This is a genomic window from Hyphobacterium lacteum (assembly GCF_036330345.1).
In the GTDB taxonomy this organism is placed as follows: domain Bacteria; phylum Pseudomonadota; class Alphaproteobacteria; order Caulobacterales; family Maricaulaceae; genus Hyphobacterium; species Hyphobacterium lacteum.
In genome coordinates this window covers 1-20,928 of record NZ_JAZDRP010000011.1, presented here as the reverse complement: position 1 = coordinate 20,928, position 20,928 = coordinate 1, and the positions used below count along the sequence as shown (strand labels likewise).

Here is a 20,928-nt window from a genome sequence, read left to right as displayed (position 1 = left end):
GGAATAAGCGCTGAACCTTGGAACCGGAGGGGATCAGCCCTGTGAGCCCGCAAAGACCGCCTGCCCCCTGGCGAAAACGCCAGGCTTCCGCGCCGCGACAGCGGCGGGCGCGATCCTCTGCGCCGCGCTTTTCCTGGCTGCGGGCGATTTTCTCATTGGCACTGATCGGCTTCCTGGCCGTTGCCGCCTTCCTCGTCGCTATCACCCGCGATCTGCCGAATGTTTCCGACATCGAATTTGCCCAGCCCCGCATGGGTGGTGAGGTCTATCTTGATCGTGATGGCCGGGTCATTGCGCGCCGGGGCGCCAGCCGCGGAGCCAGCCTCAGCGTCGACGAATTGCCGCCCTATCTGATCGATGCCGTGCTCTCGGTCGAGGACCGGCGTTTCTATGATCATTCAGGAATTGATCTGCGCGGCATTGCCCGCGCCATGTGGGCCAATATCCGCGCCGGCAGTGTGGTTCAGGGCGGATCGACCATCACCCAGCAGCTGGCCAAGAATCTTTTCCTGACCTCCGACCGCACCTTCGTCCGCAAGATCCAGGAAATGGTGCTGGCCTGGCAGCTGGAACAGCGTTTCACCAAGGATGAAATTCTCGCCCTCTATCTCGACCGGGTCTATTTCGGTGCCGGCGCCTATGGCGTCGAGGCTGCCGCCCAGCGCTATTTCGGCCGCTCGGCGCGCGATGTAACGCTGGGTGAAGCCGCGCTTCTGGCCGGCCTGTTGAAAGCGCCCTCGCGTTATTCTCCCGCGAATGATCTCGAGCGCGCTGCGGCCCGCGCCACCGTCGTGCTCGATCTGATGTTCGAAACCGGCAGCATCACCGAGGAAGAGCGCATCGAGGCGGCCCAAACCCCGATCCGTGTCGCCCGCGCCGCTTCGACACCGGGCTCGGGCTACTTCATTGACTGGATCGAGGAAGAGGCGCGCGAACTGGCCGGTGACCGCGAAGCCGACATCGTTGTTTTCACTACGCTGGACATTGATGCCCAGCGCGCCGCCGAAAACGCCGTCCGCACCGTCATGACCAATCCGGAGACAGCCCGCGGTGCCGACCAGGCAGCGCTTGTGGCGATGTCCGGCGACGGGTCGATAAGAGCGCTTGTCGGGGGGGTGGATTATGCCACCAGCCCTTATAACCGCGCCATTCTGGCCCGGCGCCAGCCCGGTTCGGCCTTCAAGGCCTTTGTCTATGCTGCCGCTTTCGAAGGCGGGCTGCGCCCCGAAGATGTGCGCGATGACATGCCGGTCGCCTGGGGCGACTGGTCACCGCAGAATTATAATGGCCAGTATTCCGGGCCGATGACGCTGGAAACCGCCTTTGCCCGCTCCTCCAATGTGGTCGCGGCACGGGTGGCCGAGGAAACCGGCCACGGCTTTATCGCCCAGCTGGCCAGGCGTCTGGGCATTGAAAGCGAGATCCGTGTCGATCGTTCCATGGCACTCGGTTCCTTCGAGGTCACCCCGATCGAGCTGGCCACCGCCTATACCGCCTTCGCCAATGGCGGCTATCGCGCCTACAGCCATGCCATCGACCGGATCGAGACCGTCGACGGCGAAGTGCTGTATGAGCGTGATATTCCCGATGATGAGCGCGTACTGGACCAGCGCACCCTGTCCTGGATGCGCCGTCTTCTGGAAACCACGGCCCGCAGCGGCACGGCCCGGTTTGCCGCCACTCCCGGCGCCACCACGGGAGCCAAGACCGGCACCACCAATGATAATCGCGATGCCTGGATTGCCGGCTATACCGGCGGTCTGACCGCCGCGGTCTGGGTCGGCAATGATGATTTCACACCGACCGACCGGGCCGCCGGGTCTGGCCCGCCCGCCGCCATTTTCCGCGCCTTCATGGGCGCCGCGCCGGCCGAGGCCAGCGTGCCCGCCAACTGGCAGGAACGCGTCGAAGAGGCGGAAGAGGAGGATCGCCGCGATCCGATCTCCAGCCTGCTCGACCGGATCGGTCTGGGCGGACAGCCTTAACCGCGTCACTTTTCTCTGGCAGACAGGGCAGCGAACGGGTTGAATGACCCTGAACAGCCTTATCAAACCGGGGAACCTCCATGAAAAATGCCTTGATCGTCACCGTCTCTGCACTCGCTCTGGCCGCCTGCGGCTCGGAACAGGGATCGGAACCGGACGGCGATAACGTCACCACGCAGGTCGACGAGGCCACAGCGACAAGCGCTCTGGCCGCTCTTTACCTCGCCGAATCCGGCCAGGGCGCGGTGAGCTGGGAGAGCCGCAGCTTCAACGACGGCGTTTTCACCTTCACCGGTGTGACATTCGATATGGAAGACGGCGCACCGGAAGACAGTGACGACGAGGCCGGGGAGGACGGTGACGCCGGAGGCGAAATGGAGATCGAGGTCGAGGCCGGCGAAGTCCATGCCGAAACCATGACGCTGTCCGCACCGAGGTTTGATGCTGACGGCAATGTCATTTTCGACCTTCTGTCGATCGATAATATCGATATCCGCGACGAGAACGGTGAAGGCGAAGGCACGATCACCCGTTTTGTGATCGAGCAGCCGAATGCCGCCATGGCCGAGGCCTTTGCCCGCGGATTCTCCAACGAAACGGGCGATGAGGACGATATCAATGGCGAGGACTGGACCTATGGCCTGTTCGCCATTGAAGGTCTTAATTTCACGGGCGCTGACGAATCCGACGATTTCACCGCCGCCTTCGACCGGTTCGCGATCGAGGATCTCGGTGAGTACACCATTGGCCGGTTCGAGCTCACCAATCTGTCCATTGCCGGATCCAGTGCCGATGTCGGCATCATCAATATCAGCCTGGCGGAATTGTCGGCTGACAATATCGGCGAGGCCATCACCTATCCGTTCGCGGCCCAGTTCGCCATGGCGTCATCCTCATTCTCGGCGGACACGCCGAATGAGGACATTGCAGCCGACATGCCGGAAATGCCGGAAGGCTTCGATCCGCTGAATACCTATGAACATGCTGAGATCCGCGGCCTCAATGCCAATGTCGGCGGCGTTGTTGTGACCCTCGACTCGTTTACCGCCGATGTCAGCCATAATGGCAATGAGGTCGTCAGCACGGGGGAAATGACCCCGCTGGTCATCGCCCCCGACACCAATTACCCGTTTGGCGCCCAGCTGGCACTGGGTCTGGGCCTGATGGGCTACCAGCAGCTGGAGTTCGTTTCTGCAGGCGCTTCTGTCTATGAGCGCGACACTGATCGCTCTTACACGACGGGCGAGAATTATTTCGAGATGCGCGATGGCTTCCGCGTCGATGTGGAAACCGATATTGCCGGTATCATGGCCTACACGCTGGGAGCGCTTCGGGCCGGTCCGATGCTGGATGAGAGCGATCCGGCCGTGATGATGGACATGCTGCGCCCGCTCGTGCTCAATAATTTCGTCTTCCGGCTGGAGGACCAGTCCTTGCTGGACCGTGCCCTGACGGCTGCGTCTGCCGCCCAGGGTGTGCCGAAGGAGAGCCTGCGCATGCAGGCCGGCGGCCTGATCGCTCTGGCAACGCTGGGAGCGCCGGCGGAAATCCCGCGGGAATTGCTGGCTGAATTCTCCACCGCAATGAGTGCATTTATCGCCGAGGGCGGATCGGTCGAACTGCGGATCGCTCCACCGGAACCGCTGAGTGTGGCCACCCTCATCGAGCAAGCCGGTGAAGGCAATATCGATTATGATGCGGCCGGCATCTCGATCACGGCCATTCCGCCGGAAGACAGCGGCGACTAGCGGAACAGCCGGATGACCGCACCGTCATAGGCATCGGTCAGAACATAGACACTGCCATCAGGCGCGGTACGGACATCGCGCATGCGTGATTGCAGCTCTCCCAGTATGACGGTCTGCCCGACGGGCAGGCCGTCTTCCATGTCGATGATGCGGATATGGCCTGAACGTGTATCGGCATCGCCCGGCTGCAGGGTGGCGATCAGCAGACCCCCGTCCCATTCGGGAAACATCTCGCCGCGATAGAGCGTCATGCCCGCTGGCGCGATGGAGGGCGTCCATGCCAGCAAAGGATCGCGCATTCCCGGATAGGTCTCGAAAGGCGAAATGATGGCGCCGGAATAATCGACGCCGAAAGTGGCAATCGGCCAGCCATAATTGACCCCGCCCTCGATCACGTTCAGCTCGTCACCGCCACGCGGGCCATGCTCGTGCGAAATGACGCGGCCGGTTTGGGAATCATGCAGGATGGCCTGCGGATTGCGGTGCCCCCAGGAGAAGACGCCGGGCGCGCCGTCTTCGATGACCGGATTGTCGTCCGGGATCGACCCGTCATCATTCAGCCGGACCGTTGTCCCCAGATGATTGGACGGGTCCTGCGCCTGTTCGCGATAATCAAACCCTTCGCCAATGGTCACGATGAAGGTGCCATCCGGCAGAAAAGCCATGCGCCCGCCATAATGGGCATCGGTTGTCTTGTTGATATTGGCCGTGAAGATCACTTCCAGATCCCTCAGCGCGCCATCGGCATAGCGGGCGCGGGCAATCTCCAGCGCATTGGCGCGGCGGTTTCCGCTCGCATAGGTCAGATAGATCCAGCCATTGGTTTCGAACGCGGGATGCAGCACCACGTCCAGCATGCCGCCTTGTCCGGCGACATAGGGTTCGGGCGCGCCGCTGACGGTTTCGGGCTGCAAACCGCCTTCGGTGATCAGGCGCAACCGGCCATCGCGCTCGGTGACCAGCAGATCGCCATGCGGCAGGAAAGCCAGCGACCAGGGATGAACCAGGCCCGAGGCGATCACCTCCATCTCCCCGTCGAAGACCTCATTCGGGCGGTCGCGCTGGGCCAGAGCCGGGGCGCTGACGAGCAGGAAAAGGGCGGTCAGGCGGAACAACATGCTGGCACCTTCGATTCACTTGGATAGGCTGCGCAAGAAGATAGTGATGAAATCCGGTTTGCCCATGGCCTTCAATGTCCGCACCATTTTTGCCTTTGCCATGGCGGCCCTTATGGGCGGGGTGCTGACCAGCATTCTCTCCACCCAGATTATCCTGCGCTATCTGGAGACAGCGGGCGCCATCTTTCCGCTGGCCACAAGGGCGCAGGCGATTTGGCTGGATCTGAACGGCTTTGCTCCGACCCTGATCGCGCTTTCGGCGATCGGCTATGCCATCGCCTTCCCGGTGGCGCGCCTGATCTCCAGGCGGATCGGAGCCTTGCGGACGACCGGCTACATGCTGTCCGGCTATGTCATGATCATCGTGATGATCTTTGCCATCGAGCTTTTCTACCAGACGGTTCTCGGTTCCACGATCACACCGATCGCTGCCGGGCGCGATGTCTGGGGGCTGGCGGTCATCGGCCTGGGCGGGGCAGCGGGTGGATGGGTGTTTGCGGTTCTGTCGCCGCGCAAGCCCTAGGCCTTCCGGCCGGTCTCGACCATGAAGGCCTTCATCCGCGGGGCGATATCGCGCTCGAACCGGCTGCCATTGAAGACGCCATAATGGCCGACCTGCGGCTGGACCCAGTCCATGCGCAGGCTCTCAGGCAGATTGCGGCAAAGATCATGCGCAGCCTGGGTCTGGCCGATGCCGGAAATGTCGTCATTCTCGCCTTCAACCGTCAGCAGCGCGATATCGGTGATCGCGCCCGGATCGACCTTGCGGCCGCGATGCTCCATCAAACCGCGCGGCAGCTTGTGTTCCTGGAAGACGTCGGTGATGGTCTGCAGGTAAAACTCCTCGGTCAGATCCATCACGGCGAGGTATTCGTCATAGAAGCTGCGGTGCTTTTCCGCGCTGTCACCATCGCCCTCGACCAGATGATTGAAGAATTGCCAGTGCGCATCGACATGACGTTCCCAGTTCATCTGCATGAAGCCCGACAATTGCAGGAAACCCGGATAGACCCGGCGCAGCGTGCCCGGATAGGGCGCCGGCACGGTGTGAATGGCGTTGTTCTCGAACCATTCGAAGGGTTTTTCCTCGGCCAGCTTGTTCGGCACGGTCGGCGACAAGCGCGCATCGATCGGCGAGCCCATGAAAATCATCGAGGCCGGGCGCAGCGGGTCCTTGTCCTCGGCCATCAGCGAGATCGCCGCCAGTGTCGGCGGGCCCGGCTGGCAAACGGCGACAACGTGCACACCCTCGCCAATCGCCCGGATCATGTCGGCGACATGATCGATATAATCATTGAGATCGAACCGGCCTTCGGTCAGCGGCACCATGGCCGCATCCGCCCAATCGGTGATGTAGACCTCGGCATCCGGCAGGAAGGTTCGAACGGTACCGCGCAGCAGGGTCGCGTAATGGCCCGACATCGGTGCCACGAACAGCACTTTCGGCTGATCCGGCGGCGCGCCCTCACGCTTGAAATGCAACAGATCACACCAGGGCGAGGACCAGGCGATTTCCGGCGTCACCTTCACCGTCTGGCCATTGATCTCCGTGGTCGGCAGATCCCAGGACGGCTTGCCGTATTTGCGGGTCATCGATTCGAACAGATCCGCGCCTGCGGCCATGGTCCGCCCGGCCAGAGTCTCGCCCATCGGGTTCCACGGGGCACGCAGCGTGCGGCGCGTGGCATTGGCGGCCGCCCGCCAGGGCGTCAGGGCCAGTCTCGAGAGTTCGTACATGCTGTAGAGCATGGAAATATCCTTATTTCGTCCGGGGATTATCCCGGATTTTCCTCAAGGAAGTCTTGTAATCCCTCGGCCAGGACGTCCGGCGGCGTGCCGTGCGCGTAGACGGAATGGAACTCGCCCTGCCGGTCCATCAGATAGATCAGCGAGGTATGGTCCATCGTATAGGCATCTTCCGGAGCGCCTTCTTCCAGCGCGCGGCGGTAGATGACCCGGTATTCCGCGGCAGCAGCAGCGATCTGTTCCGGCGTTCCGGTCAGGCCCGTCAGATTATCCGGGAAGGCGTCACTGGTTACATAGAGCGCCAGCTGTTCGGGCGTGTCGCGTTCCGGGTCGACGGTGATCAGGATGGGCTGGAACTCTGCGCGCTCGTCTTCCGGCAGCTGGTCCAGCGCTGCTGCCATTACCTGCAGCGAGAACGGGCAGATGTCCGGGCAATAGGTGAAGCCGAAATAGATCAGCATGGGCCGGCCAAGGAAGTCGGCCTCGGTCACTGTTGCGCCGGTCTGATCCACCAGGGTGAAAGGGCCGCCAATATCTGCGCGGCCCGTAGAGACCACCTCGCCGGAGACCGGCTGCGGACGCGCATCCATCACCATCAGAATCGCAAAAACGAGAACCAGCGCGCCGATACCGGCGGCGAGCGGAATCACCCAGATCGGAAGGCCAGAACCCCGATTCAAACGCGTCTCCTGCTTCAAGGGATCGGGAAGATGGCCCCAAACCGGTCATTGTGCAATGCAGCAAGGTGCAATCTGTCTGGCCTGACCCCGGGCAATGCGGATATAGGTCTGACATGCAGACGTCTTACGAATTCGACAGCCCGACACCGCCGCCCGGCGTCGCCCCTTTCTTCGGCCGGGTCCGCCTGCGAACCCTCATCGTTCTGCGCTGGATGGCGGTCGTCGGACAGGCCGCCACCCTGCTCTTCGTAACGCTGGTGCTGGGCTTCGAGGTGCCGCTTTTGCTGTGCTGTATTGTGGTCGCCGCCAGTGCGGTGCTCAATCTCGGCCTGATCATCAGCCGCGACATCCAGAAGCTGACCTCCCAGCACGAGGCCTTCGCCCAGCTGGCCTTTGATGTGATCCAGCTGTCCCTGCTTCTGGTGCTGACCGGTGGTTTGCAAAACCCCTTCGTGGTGATGCTGGTGGCGCCGGTGACGATCGGTGTTGCTGCCCTGCCCCCGCGCTTTTCAGTCGGCCTGGCGGTTCTGGGGCTTCTGGGGATGGGCGCCATGTCACTTTATTCCCTGCCCCTGCCCTGGATTGCCGGACAGACCCTCAACCTGCCGCCGCTTTATGAAGCCGGCCTGGGCGTTGCTTTCGTCATCGCCGTATCCTTTACCGCCGCCTATGCCTGGCGGATCGGACATGAGGCCAAGCGCATGGGGGCCGCCCTGACAGCGACGCAGGCCATTCTCGCACGCGAACAGAAACTGTCGGCCGTTGGCTCGCTGGCCGCTGCTGCCGCACACGAGCTGGGCACGCCTTTGGCCACCATCCAGCTGACAGCCAAGGAAATGGCACGCGAGATCAAGGATGAAACCTTGAGGGAGGATGCCGAATTGCTGGTCTCGCAGGCCAAGAGATGCCGCGACATCCTTCAGCAATTATCGGCCCAGCGGACAGCCCGCGACAAGGTTCACGACCGCATCGCCTTCCGTGATGCGCTGGACGAGGTGTGCGGCCCGATGCGGGGTCTGGGTGCCTCCATCACCATCCGCATGCAGGGCGAAGGCGAACCGCCGGTCATCGCCCGCCAGCCGGAATTCCTCTACGGGCTGGGCAACCTGATCGAGAATGCCGTCGAGTTTGCCGCCGGCCGCGTCCTCATTGAAGGCCGTTGGAGCGAAGACGGGATCGGCGTCATCATCAATGATGATGGCAAGGGATTTGCCGCCGATGTACTGGGCCGGATCGGCGAGCCATATATATCCAGACGCAATGGAGAAGTGGGCGGCGGGCTTGGCCTGGGCAGTTTTATCGCCATCACCATGATCGAACGCCTGGGAGGGCGGGCCCGATTTGCCAATGGCGGCGAGCTGGGCGGCGCGCTGATACATGTGGAATGGCCGCGCAAGCAGGTGGAAGCCCCTGAAGAAGCGGACTAAACAGAAAACGGACCATCAAGCGGGGGCCCATAAATGAGCGAGACCGAACTCGACCTGCCGGAAGACAAGACACTGCTGATTGTCGATGACGACGCGCCTTTCCGCACCCGTCTCGGCCGCGCCATGACCAGCCGTGGCTTCATCGTGTCGGCGGTCGGCACGGTGTCCGAGGCCATGGAGATTGCCCGTGGCAATCCGCCGGCCTTCGCCGTGGTTGATTTGCGCCTGGAAGACGGGGACGGTCTGGACGTTGTCCGCGCCCTGCATGCGTCGCGCGATGATTGCCGCGCCATCATGCTGACCGGCTATGGCAATATCGCCACCGCCGTTGCCGCGGTGAAATCCGGCGCCATCGACTATCTGGCCAAGCCGGCCGATGCCGATGATGTGGTCAAGGCGCTGCTTTCACCCGGTGACAAGCCGGCACCGCCGGAAAACCCGATGTCGGCCGACCGCATCCGCTGGGAGCATATCCAGCGCGTTTTCGAATTGTGCGATCACAATGTCTCGGAGACGGCGCGCCGCCTGAACATGCACCGTCGTACCCTGCAGCGCATCCTCGCCAAGCGCGCCCCGCGCTAGCTATCGCCCAGGCGGCCCAGCCGTTCCGCAGCAGTGCGGGCAAACCGCAGCATCACCGATTTGCGGCGGGCGGCATTGATCGGGTCATGCGGGCTTTCGCGGACAATCGCCGCGCCAAATCCGTCGGCCACGATCAGCCCGGCCTGTGACGGGATCACATCATGGGGGAAGCGGTCGGAGACGGCGAAATACAGACGGTCACACCAGCCCCAGTATTCCATCCATTTATTGTCGGCACGGAAGTCCGCCATGCCGGACTTGATCTCGACCACGGTCATCTCGCCCTTCGGCCCGATGGCAAACAGATCTGCCCGCCGCCCGGTCTTGAACGAAAATTCGGGAATGGCCGTATAGCCCAGATCATAAAGCAGGCGGGCCGCGCCGCGCGCCAGCAGGCGGGCATCATCAATCGCCGGATTATCGTTCGAGGCCAGGGCGTGCGTGTCCATGCCGGGGACAATGTTCCACTTGTGTTCCAAAATCAAGCACCGCTCTGGCAAATCGCGGCGGACACCCCAAATCAGACCCATGCAAAGACTCCCCGATATTGATGAATTCGCTGGCCTCGCCGAAGAGGCCTTCAACGAATTGCCCGAAGGCTTCCGCCGCATGTGCGGCAATGTCTCGATCCGTGTCGCCGACTTTGCCGACCACGAGATTCTCGACCATTTCGGGATGACCAACCCGTACCAGCTGTCGGGCCTCTACCAGGGAGTCGACCTGACGCAGAAATCGATCAGCGATCCGATGGCCTTCCCCGACCAGGTCTGGCTCTACCGCAAGCCGATCCTGGCCGAATGGGCCGAGCGCGGCGATGTCTCGCTGAAATTCCTGATCGCCCATGTGCTGGTCCATGAGATCGGCCATCATTTCGGCCTCTCCGACGAGGACATGCACGCCATCGAGGACGCGGCAGAAACCGCCTAGACCTCATACCCCCAGCGCTGGGCCCAGGGGTCCAGTACCGACCTGACGCCTTGCATCGGGCCGGCATAATCCTTCCAGCGGCCGGCCGAGCTGTCATAGACCGGCTGAACTACTTGCGAAGCAGACGGGGTGGAGATGGCGCGGGCTTTAGCCTTCTCGCGATAGGCCATCACATCATCGCTCCAGGCGAGACCGAGAAATTCCACCAGCTGCCGGGTCTGACCTTCGAGATCAGCCACGCAATCCTCGTATTTGACCTGGCGCTGCTGGCCGGGCGGCACCCGGTCCAGCGCCCGAGTACCCGCCAGCATCGCCGCGTCGTAATAGGAGGCCGCGCCGGGCATGGTGAGCATGCGGAACATGGCGGCATTCATGCCAAAACGCTGTTTGAAGGCTGACAGGACGCAATCGCGAGGATCGCGGATGGAGAGAATGAATTTCGCGTCCGGGAAAACCGCCGACAGAAGGCCCACATAGGCCAGATTCAGCGGCAGCTTGTCTATGAAGACCTGACCGGCCCCCGGTTTCGCACCGGTCCAGCCCTCCCAGTAGGCCGCGCGGAGTGCCGCGCGCTTTTCCGGCATGGCCTCCATGAAGGCCAGCCAGTCTTCCGGCGTATCACCGGCCGCCTCGATCAGCGGGGCGGACAGTTCGGCCTCGTCACTCGTAGTGATATCGGGATGGGCGGCGAGCACATTCTCGACCAGCGTCGTGCCCGAGCGCGGAAAGCCGACGAGGAAAACCGGTGCCGGTCCCTCACAGCCGGTCTCCGCCTCGACCGGCACGCCCGGCCAGCGCGACAGCGCCTTCACGCGGTCGAGCGCAAACCCGTTCGTGACGCCATTATACTGGACGGCATATTTCTGCTTCAGCTTCTGATTGGCCGCCGCGAAAGCGCCGAACGCCGCATCGAACGCGCCGTCCTTTTCCAGCGCTTCACCCTTCCGCCCCAACGCCAGAGCCGCATTGATGGCCGGCGCATCGGCTTTCAGCTGGCGCGTGATCAGATCCGCCGCCTCGCCATAGGCCTGCTTGCGGGTCAGGGCTCCTGCCTTCACCGCCAGCGCCAGCGGATCGCTGCCGGCCAGTTTCAACGCCGCATCGGCGGCCTCTTCTGCGGCCTCATACGCATGGGCCTGCTCGAGCACATGCGCCAGATTGCGCAGGCTCGGCAGATGATCCGGCTTGATCGCCAGCGCCTGGTGGAAAGCCTCTGCCGCTTCGGCCAACTCGCCCTTGTCGGCCAGCAAGCGGCCCAGATTGAAGGGCGCATTGTAAAAGCCCGCATGCGCATCGACCGCCCGGCCAAACGCCGCCCTTGCGCCCGCGACATCATCCAGGTCTCCGGCACACAATCCTTCCAGATTGGCGAAGTCAGCGACTTGCGGATGCGCCTTGCCGAGTGCGCGAAACACGTCCAGCGCGGCCTGACTGTCACCCAGCGCGCGCAGCGCCAGTCCTTCCAGATAGCGGGCATTGGGATCGTCGCCCCCGGCCCGGGCAATCTCCAGCGCCCGCTGGGCATTCCCGGTCTGCAGGGCAGCAAAGCCCGATTGAAGATCACTGCTCATGAGACCTCATATCCGTAGCGTTCGATCCAGTGCGCCAGCGCCGGCAGGGCCGGCTCCAGCGCAAACCGGTAGTTTTTCCACTTGCCGATCGCGCCCTTGTAAAGCGGTTTCACCACCTGGGGCGCAGATGGCGTCTTGATGGTCTGCACCGCTGCGCGCTCGCGATAGCCCGCCACATCGTCATGCCAGTCCAGACCGAGAAAGCCGAATAATGCCGTCATCTGGCCGCGATAATCCTCGATCAGATCCTCATAGCGCAGACGATGCACCGGCACGGCATGGGACGAGGCCAGGGCCGCCTGTCCGGCCCGCATAGCGGTGTCATAGAGCCGGGCACACTCGTCGATCTTCAGCATCCGGTACATTTCCGGGTTTACGGCAAAACGCTGCTGGAACGCCGAGAGCACGCAATCACGTGGATCGCGCAGGCAGAATATGATCTTCGCATCCGGGAAGACCCGCATCAGCGGGCCGAGCCAGGCCAGATTCATCGGATATTTGTCGACAAACACCTTGCCGGCCTGCGGCGGCCCTTCCGTCCGGGCCTGGCGCCAGTAATCCCGGCGCATGGCATTGATCGCGTCCGGTGTGAGCGCGCCGAGTTTTTCCAGCTGTTCGCGGCGGTCCCCGACGCCGCGGATAACCGGACCGATCGCATCCTGCTCTTCCAGTGTCTCGATATCAGGGTGCGCACCCAGCATCTGTTCCAGCAGCGTCGTGCCGGACCGCGGAAATCCCACCTGGAAGACCGGTGCCGGCCCCTCCAGTTGCGCGGCGTCCACGGGCGCCGGATCATTCGCGTCAAACCATTGCGCCAGCCGTTCTGCCGAGGCCAGCGAGCGCGGCCCGTCATAACCGGCAAAGCGGATATCCCAGTCGCGCCGCTGGATCTCATTGGCCGACTGACAGGCGGCGAATGCGGCAGGATAATCCTTCAGCCGGTCACAGGCTTCGGCCAGCCGGCCCCAGGCAACCGTCAGCTGGGAAACCGGCCCGGCCGCTCCGGGCAAAACGGTTTCCAGTCTGGCCCGCGCACGCCCGGCATCATCTTCCGCCAGCGCAATTCCGGCTTCCACCGAGCGCACCAGCATCGCATCCGGTGCCAGCGCCACAGCGCGCGCAGCAAAGGCCTTTGCCCGCTCGGGGTCGCGCAGGCGCAAACACACAGACGCCGCCAGCGCCAGAGGCTCGGCCGATTGCGGATGCAGCCCCGCCAGCTTTTCAAACACCGGCACCGCCTTTTCCGGTTCGGTCTCGGCTAGCAGCCCGGCCAGATTGCCCATCGCTGGCGCATGTGCGGGGTTCAGCGCAATCACGCGTTCGAAGTCGGCAATCGCGCCTTTGGCATCGCCCATATCGCGGCGGCACAGCCCGGTCATGTTGATCAGGTCCGGCTGGCCCGGCAGGCGCTGATTGAGGAAATCCAGGATGCGCAGCGCCTCGCCCGCCCGGCCCGCCATGCGCAGCGCGGCAGCGGCAAGGTAATGGGCGTTGGCATCATTCGGATTGGCCTGCACCGCCGCCTGCGACGCCTGCAGGGCGGCGGTGGCATTGCCGGCATTGAGCGCGGACTGGGCTTGCCGGATCAGTTCGCTCATGAGGCAAAGGCCCGCGACAATATCGTCTCACACCAGTCCGGTACGGTCTCGCTCGCCTGGCCATACTGGCTGTGACTGAAATTGTGCCCGCTCTCGCCTGGATCGAGGGAAAGCTCCCAGGTTTCGGCACCGGCGCGCCCGGCCTCCTCGGCAAAGCCGGCGGCCGGCCAGACCGCACCCGATGTGCCGATCGCGGCAAAATGGGTGACCGACGACAGGCGGTCGAAGATTTCATCCAGCCCCAGCGGCACCTCGCCGAACCAGACGACATGCGGGCGCAAACTGCCTTCCCGGCCGCACGCCCCGCAGCTCATCATGATCGACAGATCCTCGCGGCACGCCCGCAAATCCCCGCAGCCCGCACAGCGCGAGCGCAGCAGCTCGCCATGCATGTGGATCAGGCGTTCCGACCCGGCACGCTCGTGCAGATCATCAATATTCTGGGTGACCAGCAGGAAATCCCCGCCCGAGCGCACCCAGGCCGCTTCCAGCAGGGCCAACGCGGTGTGCGCCGGATTGGGTTCCGCCGTCAGAAGGCCCTTCCGGCGCGCATTATAGAAGGCGTGCACTTCCGACGGGCTTTCGGCAAAGCCTTCGGGTGTTGCCAGTTTCTGCCAGTCGAATTTCGCCCAGATCCCGTCCGTATCCCGGAAGGTGCCAAGTCCGCTTTCCGCCGACACGCCGGACCCGGTGAGAATGAGGAGGGAGGGTTTCATGGCGCGCACTGTGCCGCGCAGCTGTCCCGAGGCCAACCGGCAGGGGCAGCGGGGTGCGCTTGCCTTTTCTCCCCCTGCTTGCGGGGGAGTGTCCCATACGGACGAGGGGGGCGATGGCCCCCTCCGTCAGCTTCGCTGCCACCTCCCCCGTGAACGGGGGAGGAAGACCGAAACGAAAAACAAAAAAGCCCGCCATCGCTGGCGGGCTTCTTCGAACCTTTGCGCGGGAAGGAACAGCCTTCCCCGGAAAAGCCGTCTTACGACTTCTTCTCGCGGCCGTTTTCCATATTGCGGCCGGTGGTGCGCTCGGCGATCCGGGCGGACTTGCCGCGGCGGCCACGCAGATAATACAGCTTGGCGCGGCGGACATTACCGCGGCGGACCACTTCCACCTTCTCGACATTCGGCGAGTGCAGCGGGAAGACACGCTCCACGCCTTCACCGAAGGATATCTTGCGGACAGTGAAGCTTTCCTGCAGGCCGGCACCCGAGCGGCCGAGGCAAACGCCTTCGAACACCTGGATACGCTCGCGCTCACCTTCCTTGATGCGGACGTGAACTTTCAGCGTGTCACCCTGATCGAAATCCGGGTGGGCCTTGTCACCGAGCACACGGGCGGCTTCGGCGTTTTCAATCTTCTCGATGAGGTTCATCGGTCTTCTCCTTGCCGGCGGATATAGCGTTCCCACAAATCCGGACGGCGTTCCTGCGTCGTCTTTTCCGCCATTTCCCGCCGCCATCGGGCCACCGCCCCATGATCACCGGATAACAGCACTTCCGGGATCTCCTCCCCCTCCCATTCACGCGGCCGCGTGTAGTGAGGGTATTCGAGGAGATCGCCCTCGAAACTTTCTTCCTCGGCCGATGCCGGATCACCCAGCACTCCGGGGATCAGCCGCACACACGCCTCGATCAGGCACATGGCTGCCGCTTCTCCGCCGGCGAGGACCGCGTCACCGACGCTGACCTCTTCCAGCCTGCGCGCCTTGATGACCCGTTCATCGAGCCCTTCAAAACGCCCACAAAACACAACGACACCGGGCCCATCCGCCCATTCCCGAACGCGGGTCTGGGTGATCGGGCGGCCCCGGGGCGTCATGTAGATCAGCGGCCGTTCCTCCTCATCAGAGGCTGTCACCGCATCAATCGCCGCCGCCGCCACATCCGGGCGCAAGACCATTCCGGCCCCGCCGCCAGCAGGCGTGTCGTCAACGGAGGCGTGCTTATGACGGGAAAATTCCCGTATGTCCACCGTTTCTAGCGCCCATAAGCCCTTGTTTTTAGCAGTCCCGATCAGGGAGACGCCAAGAGGGCCCGGAAACGCATCCGGAAAGAGGGTGAGCACGCTGGCCGTAAACATGGTGGCGGCCTTTAGCAGAGCCGGATTGCCTTGGCGAGTCGAGGGTTAAAAGGGCATTTCGCACAGCGGCATGATCGAACGCGCCAAGGGTTGCCAAGCACCATCATCGTTGCGCGAATAGAACACCAGTCGGCAGCTCTCCATGAACAGCGCCGTTTGCCTGTCAAAATCAAACGCGGGCGGCGAGATCGAAATAATGATTGGCGGGTCGGTAACGACTGCATGATTATCCATGTCTGCCAATTCCATCACCATGTCATACCGGGCGATCGTCCGCTCGGCGTCCGACCATTGCTCGCCGTCGCGTCTTTCACATTCAATCTCAGAACCGGCTTCGACAATCGAACCGAATGCGTCACGGATTTGATGGATCGGTGCGGCGTTGAAGGCTTCATGCCAGGCAATAATTGCGCGCAGATCACATCGTCCGACGCAACGCGTATGGCGCCCAAAAACAAATTCATCGAGATCGATCTCAATCGATGCGCCGCGGAAGTGAGTATCGATGACGATATCCCGGCCCGGGTTTTGCTGCTCCACTTCAGTCAAAATTGTCCGGATCAGGCGGCAGGTTTCGACTTCTCGTGCATCTGTCGCCACACTCTGCAAAGCCAGCGAAACCAGAAGCGCCGTGATCAACCCCTACCCGCACAATTGCGGCAGCGGCCGCATGTCGGGTTCGATATCATTGTCATTATTGTAGCGCCCGCCGGTCACCTCGATCACCGGGGCGACCACGCGCACCTCGTCCTGGAAGCAATAATCGACATCCGCCGGGAAGAATCGGGTCTGGCGCACCATGTCCTCAACGGCGCGCTCAGCCTGCCGGATATGGTTGCGCGGCCGCACCCGCCCGTCGACATAACAGGTCGCGCGCACATTGCGCGGCGCACCCGTCCGGTCGGGATAGGCCGACCAGGAACAGGACACGGTATCAACCGCCGCATCGATCAGCTCTCGCGGGAAGACATAGGGCACGGTAATCACCACCTGGCCCGGTACGGGCTCCCAGCCACCCGCCTCGCCGCGGCTGAACAGGGCCGTGTGCGATGTCAGAAGGTTTTCCGAACGCAACCGCCGTGTATTCAGCCGCCCGGCATATCGTTCGGCCAGCTGGTTCAGCTCATCGCGGCCGGGCACGTTTTCATGACAGGCCACATCCGCCTCGACCACGCGCCGCGCGCGCGACAGGCCGGCCGTCTTGATATCAAGGTCACAAACTGTCTCCAGCGGCGCGGTCTGAATCAGAAGGGCAAGCGCAATTTCGATCATTCACTGTCCTCACTGCAATCAGGCGCGGGCGGAATGCCGGGCGACGGCGCGTCCGGCAACGGGAATTCGACGCTGAAGACCTGTTCCACCGGCTCGCTTGTATCAACGAAGAAGGAGCGGCGGATCGCCCGCCGCATCTCACGGATATAATCACCGCGGAAATCCGTCGCGCGGCAGACAATACAGATATTCTCCGGCTCACCCTCGACGATGTCATAGCGCGCCGTGCAGGCAGCGCTGACATTGGCGCGGACCGGATTGCGCGGATAATAGGCATTGATGCGCGAGATGACGCCGGGCTGCACCTGCCAGTCCACCCCGTTGGCGGTTTCCACCCGCCGGAAATGAACCCGGCCCGGCAGATCGCGGATCGACACATCGCGCAGCACGGAACGGGCCTCTTCCACCTGCTGTTCGGCCTGCCGCTGCAGGCTCTCGCGGTGCTCGACATCGGGGCAGGTAACACTGACGCGGAAAGTGCGTCCATTGCGGGTCTGATAGACCGCATCGCAATAGACGCTGCCATCACTGTCCGCCATGGCTGGCGTATCCAGCGAGACCGCCAGCAACAAGACCGGAAGAAAACTCAACACCTGATACGCTCCTCAACCCTGTTTTCCGTCATCACTGTCCGGCGCGGCGTCAATACCCCCGGGCGGACAGAGGGGATCGAACCGGCTATTGGCCGAGCGCCTCGGCCCGTCGCCATCCCAGCCGAAAGCATAGTGATAGTCGAACACAAAAGCCGACACGCGCACAACATCCTGGACACAGGCGCCGGGCGTTTCCGGCATGATGCGCGAGGTTTCCATCGCCTGTTCGAACACCCGCCGGACACGGCGTTCCATGCGCTCGGGCACAGCCTCTCCATCCAGCAGGCAGCGATAGTCCTCGACCTCGACCACCCCGTCGGCTTCCGGATAGGCCATCCAGATGCATTCCAGGTCGCGATATCCGCTATTGGTGATACTGCGCGGCATCTCCGGTGGAGAAATGATCATCATTTGCGGCCCGTCGGGTATCCAGCCCCGCTCGGGATCCAGCCGAAAACGCACACGGGTTGGCCAGCGCGTCCAGTCGGCATGCCGGAAGTCGAGGTCCAGCGCATCGAAATGGGCCTCGATCTGTTCCTGCATCCCCTCATAGCGCAGGCCATAGTCCGGGCATTCCACGGTAAAGGTTTTCGGATCGTGCCGCCGCCTTCCCGTCGGGATGTTCAGATCGGTCTCGCAGATCACGTCCTGTGCTTGCGCCTGCAACAGCGCCGCCATCATCAATGCCAGCATGTTGTGTCTCCCCTCTCCTGCAACCCTAGCAGGCAAAAGGAAGGCTTGTCAGCCGTTTTCCGGCGTATCGTCTGTATCCGGCATCACAATGGTGACAATGCCGCCCGCCAGGTCGACATCCGGCACGTCAGCGCGGGTGAAGGCGACATAGAAACGCCCCTCATCACCTTCGATCTCGAGCAGGTCTCCCGCCCCGAAATTCTCGACCGCCACGACGCGCCCGGCCGCTTGCCCGTCAGAGGTGACCGCCCTCAGCCCGATCAGGTCGGTAATGTAGAACTCGTCCTTCCCGGCCTCGGGCAAGGCATTCCGGGGAACACAGAATTCGCGGCCGCGCAGCGCCGCCACCTCTTCGCGGGTCAACGCCTCGCGGAAGGTCACGATGAAGTCGTCTTTCTGGGGCCGCCATTTGACGGGTGTCAGGAAGGGCTTGCCATCCCGGTCCAGGAAGGGGCCGTAGGTAAAGCAGGCGGCAGGGTCAGCGGTGAAGGACTGGACACGGGCCTCGCCCTTCACGCCATGCGCACCCTTGATGCGGGCAATGGTGATGAGTTGGGGCTTCATCAGTGTGGTCCTGCCACGTGCTTCGAGGCTCGCTTGCGCTCGCACCTCAGCATGAGGTGAGAATACGTCTAACAAACACGTCACCCTGAGGTGCTGACGCAGTCAGCCTCGAAGGGCCGGGCCGAACTGCCCCTCCCCACAATGGGGGAGGGAAAGCGCGGATCTGGCCAGGGGTCAGCCCTAGCCTTCGGTCTTTTCTTCTTCGGCAGCCGCTTCTTCAGCCGGGGCTTCCTCGGCAGCAGCGTCCTCGGCCGGAGCCTCTTCAGCAGCGGCTTCCTCGGCCGGTGCTTCTTCTTCGGCCGGAGCGTTGGCAGCCGCTTCAGCTTCCTCGGCTGCCGCCTTCAGCTCGGCTTCCTTCTCGGCCTTTTCGGCCAGGCGTTCCTGGGCCTTGGCACCCGGCTTGGCTTTTTGCGGGTTGTTGCCGTGTTCCCACTTGAAGGCTTCGCCATCGGCTTCATGCAGGAAGCGGGCAACGCGATCGGTCGGGCGGGCGCCCTTGGCATACCAGGCCTTGGCCTTTTCCAGGTCGATCTGGACGCGCTCGCCATCCTTCGGGAGCATCGGATTGTAGGACCCGATCTTCTCGATGAAGCGGCCATCGCGCGGCATGCGCGAGTCAGCGACGACGATGCGGTAATACGGGCGTTTCTTGGAGCCGCCACGCGACAAACGGATTTTCAGGGACATTGTGGTTTTCCTTGAGAGTTAGTCAGTTGATATCGTGAGTTATTTCTTGCCAAATCCGATCGGCAGCCCGTCCGGACCCAGTTGCAGCGCACCGCCGCCAAGGCCCGGCAGCGATGATCCGCCGGAAGAAGATTGCTGGTTGTCGGTCAGGCCGGGAAGGCCGCCGGCATTTCCGCCCTTCATGCGCTGGACCAGCGCCGGATCGGGGCCACCGCCGCCACCGGGCGGGGTGAAGCCGGACAGGAGGCCTTTCGGACCCTTCTTGCCGACCTTTTTCATCATGTCCGCCATCTGGCGGTGCATTTTCAGAAGCTTGTTGACCTCGGGCACGCCGACCCCGGCACCGGCGGCAATCCGCTTGCGGCGCGAAGCCTTGATCAGTTCCGGCTTCCTGCGCTCTTCCTTCGTCATCGAGGAGATGATCGCAGTCTGCTGTTTCAGCAGATTGTCGTCCATGCCGGCAGCCGCGGCCTGCGCCTGCATCTTTTTATTCATGCCCGGCAGCAGGCCCATAATGCCGCCCAGACCGCCCATCTTCTTCAGCTGGTTCAGCTGGTCGGCGAGGTCGTCCATGTCGAACTTGCCCTTCGCCATCTTGCGGGCGAGGCGTTCGGCCTTTTCCTGATCAACCTCTTCGGCGGCCTTCTCGACCAGCGCGACAATATCGCCGCGGCCAAGGATGCGCCCGGCCATGCGCTTGGCATCAAACGCATCCAGCCCGTCGACCTTTTCAGAGACACCGACAAACTTGATCGGCAGGCCGGTGACATGGCGCATGGAGAGCGCCGCACCGCCGCGGCCATCACCATCCATCCGGGTCAGTACCAGGCCGGTCAGCGGAAGGCGCTCGTTGAAGCGCCTTGCGGTCTCGACCGCGTCCTGACCGGTCAGCGCATCGGCGACCAGTAGCGTCTCGCGCGGATTGGAGACATCGGAAATGGCCTTCGCCTCGGCCATCAGGTCTTCATCGATCGAGGTCCGGCCAGCGGTATCCAGGATCACCACGTCATAGCCCTGCAGGCGGCCCGCCTGCACGGCGCGCTTGGCGATATCGACCGCGCCCTGGCCCTGAACGATCGGCAGGAAGCCGGCTTCGGCCTGCTCGGCCATCTGCTGCAGCTGTTCCATCGCCGCCGGGCGCCGCGTATCGAGCGAGGCCAGCAGGACCTTTTTCTTGTCGCGGGTCTGGATCCGGCGCGCCAGCTTGGCCGAGGTCGTGGTTTTACCCGAGCCCTGCAAACCGGCCATCAGGATAACGATTGGCGGTTCGCCGGTCAGCGACAGGCCTTCCGGCTCGCCTTCGCCACCGAGCAGGCCGACCAGCGCATCATGAACGATCTTGATGACCTGCTGGCCCGGGGCGACAGCGCGGATCACGTCCTCGCCGACGGCGCGTTCCTTCACCGTTTTGACGAAGTCCTTGACCACGGGCAGCGCGACATCGGCTTCCAGCAGCGCCACGCGGATCTCGCGCAGGGCTGCATCGACGTCCTTCTCCGAGAGGGCGCCGCGTCCGGTGAGCTTGTCGAAAACCCCGGAAAGCCGTTCTGTCAGTGCGTCGAACATAAGTCCGCCGTCTCCAATTTCTGCTCCGCCCTTCGAGGCTCACAAAACCACTTTCTCCCCCTGCTTGCGGGGGGAGTGGTCCGAAGGACCGAGGG

At 63.1% G+C, this 20,928-nt stretch carries 22 protein-coding genes; 6 read left to right on the top strand and 16 right to left on the bottom strand.

Features of this window, described 5'->3' with window-relative positions; translation table 11 throughout:
• Positions 1-155 precede the first annotated feature (155 nt).
• Together V0U79_RS13055 and V0U79_RS13050 are read left to right on the top strand one after the other, a co-directional pair.
• A complete protein-coding gene (locus V0U79_RS13055; protein WP_330199950.1) occupies positions 156-1,985 on the top strand; it encodes a transglycosylase domain-containing protein in 1,830 nt (609 codons plus the stop codon).
• Positions 1,986-2,065: 80 nt separating this feature from the next.
• Positions 2,066-3,733 carry an aq_1923 C-terminal domain gene (locus tag V0U79_RS13050; RefSeq protein ID WP_330199949.1) on the top strand — a complete coding sequence of 556 codons (1,668 nt, stop codon included), beginning with the start codon at positions 2,066-2,068 and terminating at the stop codon, positions 3,731-3,733.
• Here V0U79_RS13050 and V0U79_RS13045 read toward each other — a convergent pair.
• Entirely contained in the window at positions 3,730-4,851 is a 1,122-nt protein-coding gene (locus V0U79_RS13045) for a PQQ-dependent sugar dehydrogenase (RefSeq protein WP_330199948.1), read from the bottom strand. The two genes, V0U79_RS13050 and V0U79_RS13045, sit on opposite strands and share 4 nt — an antisense overlap.
• 46 nt (positions 4,852-4,897) lie before the next feature.
• On the opposite strand from V0U79_RS13045, the gene V0U79_RS13040 reads away from it, so the two are divergent.
• Positions 4,898-5,374 carry a hypothetical protein gene (locus V0U79_RS13040; protein ID WP_330199947.1) on the top strand — a complete coding sequence of 159 codons (477 nt, stop codon included), beginning with the start codon at positions 4,898-4,900 and terminating at the stop codon, positions 5,372-5,374.
• Here V0U79_RS13040 and V0U79_RS13035 read toward each other — a convergent pair.
• Both V0U79_RS13035 and V0U79_RS13030 read right to left on the bottom strand, forming a co-directional pair.
• Positions 5,371-6,600 carry a polyhydroxyalkanoate depolymerase gene (locus V0U79_RS13035; protein ID WP_330199946.1) on the bottom strand — a complete coding sequence of 410 codons (1,230 nt, stop codon included), beginning with the start codon at positions 6,598-6,600 and terminating at the stop codon, positions 5,371-5,373. The two genes, V0U79_RS13040 and V0U79_RS13035, sit on opposite strands and share 4 nt — an antisense overlap.
• A gap of 26 nt (positions 6,601-6,626) precedes the next feature.
• A complete protein-coding gene (locus tag V0U79_RS13030) occupies positions 6,627-7,277 on the bottom strand; it encodes an SCO family protein (protein ID WP_330199945.1) in 651 nt (216 codons plus the stop codon).
• Between the two features lie 113 nt (positions 7,278-7,390).
• Between V0U79_RS13030 and V0U79_RS13025 the strand changes: the two genes are divergently transcribed.
• Together V0U79_RS13025 and V0U79_RS13020 are read left to right on the top strand one after the other, a co-directional pair.
• The gene (locus V0U79_RS13025; RefSeq protein ID WP_330199944.1) at positions 7,391-8,704 is read left to right on the top strand and encodes an ActS/PrrB/RegB family redox-sensitive histidine kinase; all 1,314 of its coding nucleotides are present in this window, start codon (positions 7,391-7,393) and stop codon (positions 8,702-8,704) included.
• Positions 8,705-8,737: 33 nt separating this feature from the next.
• Entirely contained in the window at positions 8,738-9,286 is a 549-nt protein-coding gene (locus V0U79_RS13020; RefSeq protein WP_330199943.1) for an ActR/PrrA/RegA family redox response regulator transcription factor, read from the top strand.
• On the opposite strand, the gene V0U79_RS13015 is transcribed toward V0U79_RS13020, so the two are convergent.
• Positions 9,283-9,816 carry an MmcB family DNA repair protein gene (locus V0U79_RS13015; protein WP_330199942.1) on the bottom strand — a complete coding sequence of 178 codons (534 nt, stop codon included), beginning with the start codon at positions 9,814-9,816 and terminating at the stop codon, positions 9,283-9,285. The genes V0U79_RS13020 and V0U79_RS13015 overlap by 4 nt on opposite strands.
• Here V0U79_RS13015 and V0U79_RS13010 point away from each other — a divergent pair.
• A complete protein-coding gene (locus V0U79_RS13010; protein WP_330199941.1) occupies positions 9,815-10,213 on the top strand; it encodes a metallopeptidase family protein in 399 nt (132 codons plus the stop codon). The two genes, V0U79_RS13015 and V0U79_RS13010, sit on opposite strands and share 2 nt — an antisense overlap.
• On the opposite strand, the gene V0U79_RS13005 is transcribed toward V0U79_RS13010, so the two are convergent.
• The 12 genes from V0U79_RS13005 to ffh all read right to left on the bottom strand — a co-directional run bounded on the left by V0U79_RS13005 (position 10,210) and on the right by ffh (position 20,833).
• Positions 10,210-11,784, bottom strand: a complete 1,575-nt coding sequence (locus V0U79_RS13005) for a tetratricopeptide repeat-containing sulfotransferase family protein (protein ID WP_330199940.1) — start codon at positions 11,782-11,784, stop codon at positions 10,210-10,212. The two genes, V0U79_RS13010 and V0U79_RS13005, sit on opposite strands and share 4 nt — an antisense overlap.
• Positions 11,781-13,382, bottom strand: coding sequence for a tetratricopeptide repeat-containing sulfotransferase family protein (locus V0U79_RS13000; RefSeq protein WP_330199939.1), 1,602 nt, complete (start codon positions 13,380-13,382; stop codon positions 11,781-11,783). Before V0U79_RS13000 ends, V0U79_RS13005 begins: the two co-directional genes overlap by 4 nt.
• Positions 13,379-14,119 (bottom strand): NAD-dependent deacylase, encoded by a 741-nt coding sequence (locus V0U79_RS12995; protein ID WP_373696477.1) that lies wholly within the window; start codon positions 14,117-14,119, stop codon positions 13,379-13,381. The genes V0U79_RS13000 and V0U79_RS12995 overlap by 4 nt, the downstream gene beginning before the upstream one ends.
• Positions 14,120-14,355: 236 nt before the next feature.
• The gene (rplS, locus tag V0U79_RS12990) at positions 14,356-14,751 is read right to left on the bottom strand and encodes a 50S ribosomal protein L19 (RefSeq protein WP_330199937.1); all 396 of its coding nucleotides are present in this window, start codon (positions 14,749-14,751) and stop codon (positions 14,356-14,358) included.
• Positions 14,748-15,458, bottom strand: a complete 711-nt coding sequence (trmD, locus tag V0U79_RS12985) for a tRNA (guanosine(37)-N1)-methyltransferase TrmD (protein ID WP_330199936.1) — start codon at positions 15,456-15,458, stop codon at positions 14,748-14,750. The genes rplS and trmD overlap by 4 nt, the downstream gene beginning before the upstream one ends.
• 45 nt (positions 15,459-15,503) lie before the next feature.
• Positions 15,504-16,097: a hypothetical protein gene (locus tag V0U79_RS12980; protein ID WP_330199935.1), complete on the bottom strand. Its 594-nt coding sequence runs from the start codon at positions 16,095-16,097 to the stop codon at positions 15,504-15,506.
• 3 nt (positions 16,098-16,100) lie between these two features.
• The gene (locus tag V0U79_RS12975; RefSeq protein ID WP_330199934.1) at positions 16,101-16,730 is read right to left on the bottom strand and encodes a hypothetical protein; all 630 of its coding nucleotides are present in this window, start codon (positions 16,728-16,730) and stop codon (positions 16,101-16,103) included.
• On the bottom strand, positions 16,727-17,323 hold the full coding sequence (locus tag V0U79_RS12970) for a hypothetical protein (RefSeq protein WP_330199933.1): 597 nt from the start codon (positions 17,321-17,323) through the stop codon (positions 16,727-16,729). Before V0U79_RS12970 ends, V0U79_RS12975 begins: the two co-directional genes overlap by 4 nt.
• A 12-nt stretch (positions 17,324-17,335) precedes the next feature.
• Positions 17,336-18,016, bottom strand: coding sequence for a hypothetical protein (locus V0U79_RS12965; protein ID WP_330199932.1), 681 nt, complete (start codon positions 18,014-18,016; stop codon positions 17,336-17,338).
• Positions 18,017-18,064: 48 nt separating this feature from the next.
• Entirely contained in the window at positions 18,065-18,580 is a 516-nt protein-coding gene (rimM, locus tag V0U79_RS12960) for a ribosome maturation factor RimM (RefSeq protein ID WP_330199931.1), read from the bottom strand.
• Positions 18,581-18,760: 180 nt separating this feature from the next.
• Positions 18,761-19,267, bottom strand: a complete 507-nt coding sequence (gene rpsP / locus V0U79_RS13720; protein ID WP_373696475.1) for a 30S ribosomal protein S16 — start codon at positions 19,265-19,267, stop codon at positions 18,761-18,763.
• Between the two features lie 39 nt (positions 19,268-19,306).
• Entirely contained in the window at positions 19,307-20,833 is a 1,527-nt protein-coding gene (ffh, locus tag V0U79_RS12950; protein WP_330199930.1) for a signal recognition particle protein, read from the bottom strand.
• Positions 20,834-20,928: the final 95 nt, after the last annotated feature.

Coding starts and splice junctions, on each gene's coding strand:
- V0U79_RS13050 (WP_330199949.1), top strand. CDS start 2,066: ATGAAAAATGCCTTGATCGTCACCGTCTCTGCACTCGCTCTGGCCGCC.
- V0U79_RS13045 (WP_330199948.1), bottom strand. CDS start 4,851: ATGTTGTTCCGCCTGACCGCCCTTTTCCTGCTCGTCAGCGCCCCGGCT.
- V0U79_RS13040 (WP_330199947.1), top strand. CDS start 4,898: ATGAAATCCGGTTTGCCCATGGCCTTCAATGTCCGCACCATTTTTGCC.
- V0U79_RS13035 (WP_330199946.1), bottom strand. CDS start 6,600: ATGCTCTACAGCATGTACGAACTCTCGAGACTGGCCCTGACGCCCTGG.
- V0U79_RS13025 (WP_330199944.1), top strand. CDS start 7,391: ATGCAGACGTCTTACGAATTCGACAGCCCGACACCGCCGCCCGGCGTC.
- V0U79_RS13020 (WP_330199943.1), top strand. CDS start 8,738: ATGAGCGAGACCGAACTCGACCTGCCGGAAGACAAGACACTGCTGATT.
- V0U79_RS13010 (WP_330199941.1), top strand. CDS start 9,815: ATGCAAAGACTCCCCGATATTGATGAATTCGCTGGCCTCGCCGAAGAG.
- V0U79_RS13015 (WP_330199942.1), bottom strand. CDS start 9,816: ATGGGTCTGATTTGGGGTGTCCGCCGCGATTTGCCAGAGCGGTGCTTG.
- V0U79_RS13005 (WP_330199940.1), bottom strand. CDS start 11,784: ATGAGCAGTGATCTTCAATCGGGCTTTGCTGCCCTGCAGACCGGGAAT.
- V0U79_RS13000 (WP_330199939.1), bottom strand. CDS start 13,382: ATGAGCGAACTGATCCGGCAAGCCCAGTCCGCGCTCAATGCCGGCAAT.
- rplS (WP_330199937.1), bottom strand. CDS start 14,751: ATGAACCTCATCGAGAAGATTGAAAACGCCGAAGCCGCCCGTGTGCTC.
- trmD (WP_330199936.1), bottom strand. CDS start 15,458: ATGTTTACGGCCAGCGTGCTCACCCTCTTTCCGGATGCGTTTCCGGGC.
- V0U79_RS12975 (WP_330199934.1), bottom strand. CDS start 16,730: ATGATCGAAATTGCGCTTGCCCTTCTGATTCAGACCGCGCCGCTGGAG.
- V0U79_RS12965 (WP_330199932.1), bottom strand. CDS start 18,016: ATGCTGGCATTGATGATGGCGGCGCTGTTGCAGGCGCAAGCACAGGAC.
- rimM (WP_330199931.1), bottom strand. CDS start 18,580: ATGAAGCCCCAACTCATCACCATTGCCCGCATCAAGGGTGCGCATGGC.
- rpsP (WP_373696475.1), bottom strand. CDS start 19,267: ATGTCCCTGAAAATCCGTTTGTCGCGTGGCGGCTCCAAGAAACGCCCG.
- ffh (WP_330199930.1), bottom strand. CDS start 20,833: ATGTTCGACGCACTGACAGAACGGCTTTCCGGGGTTTTCGACAAGCTC.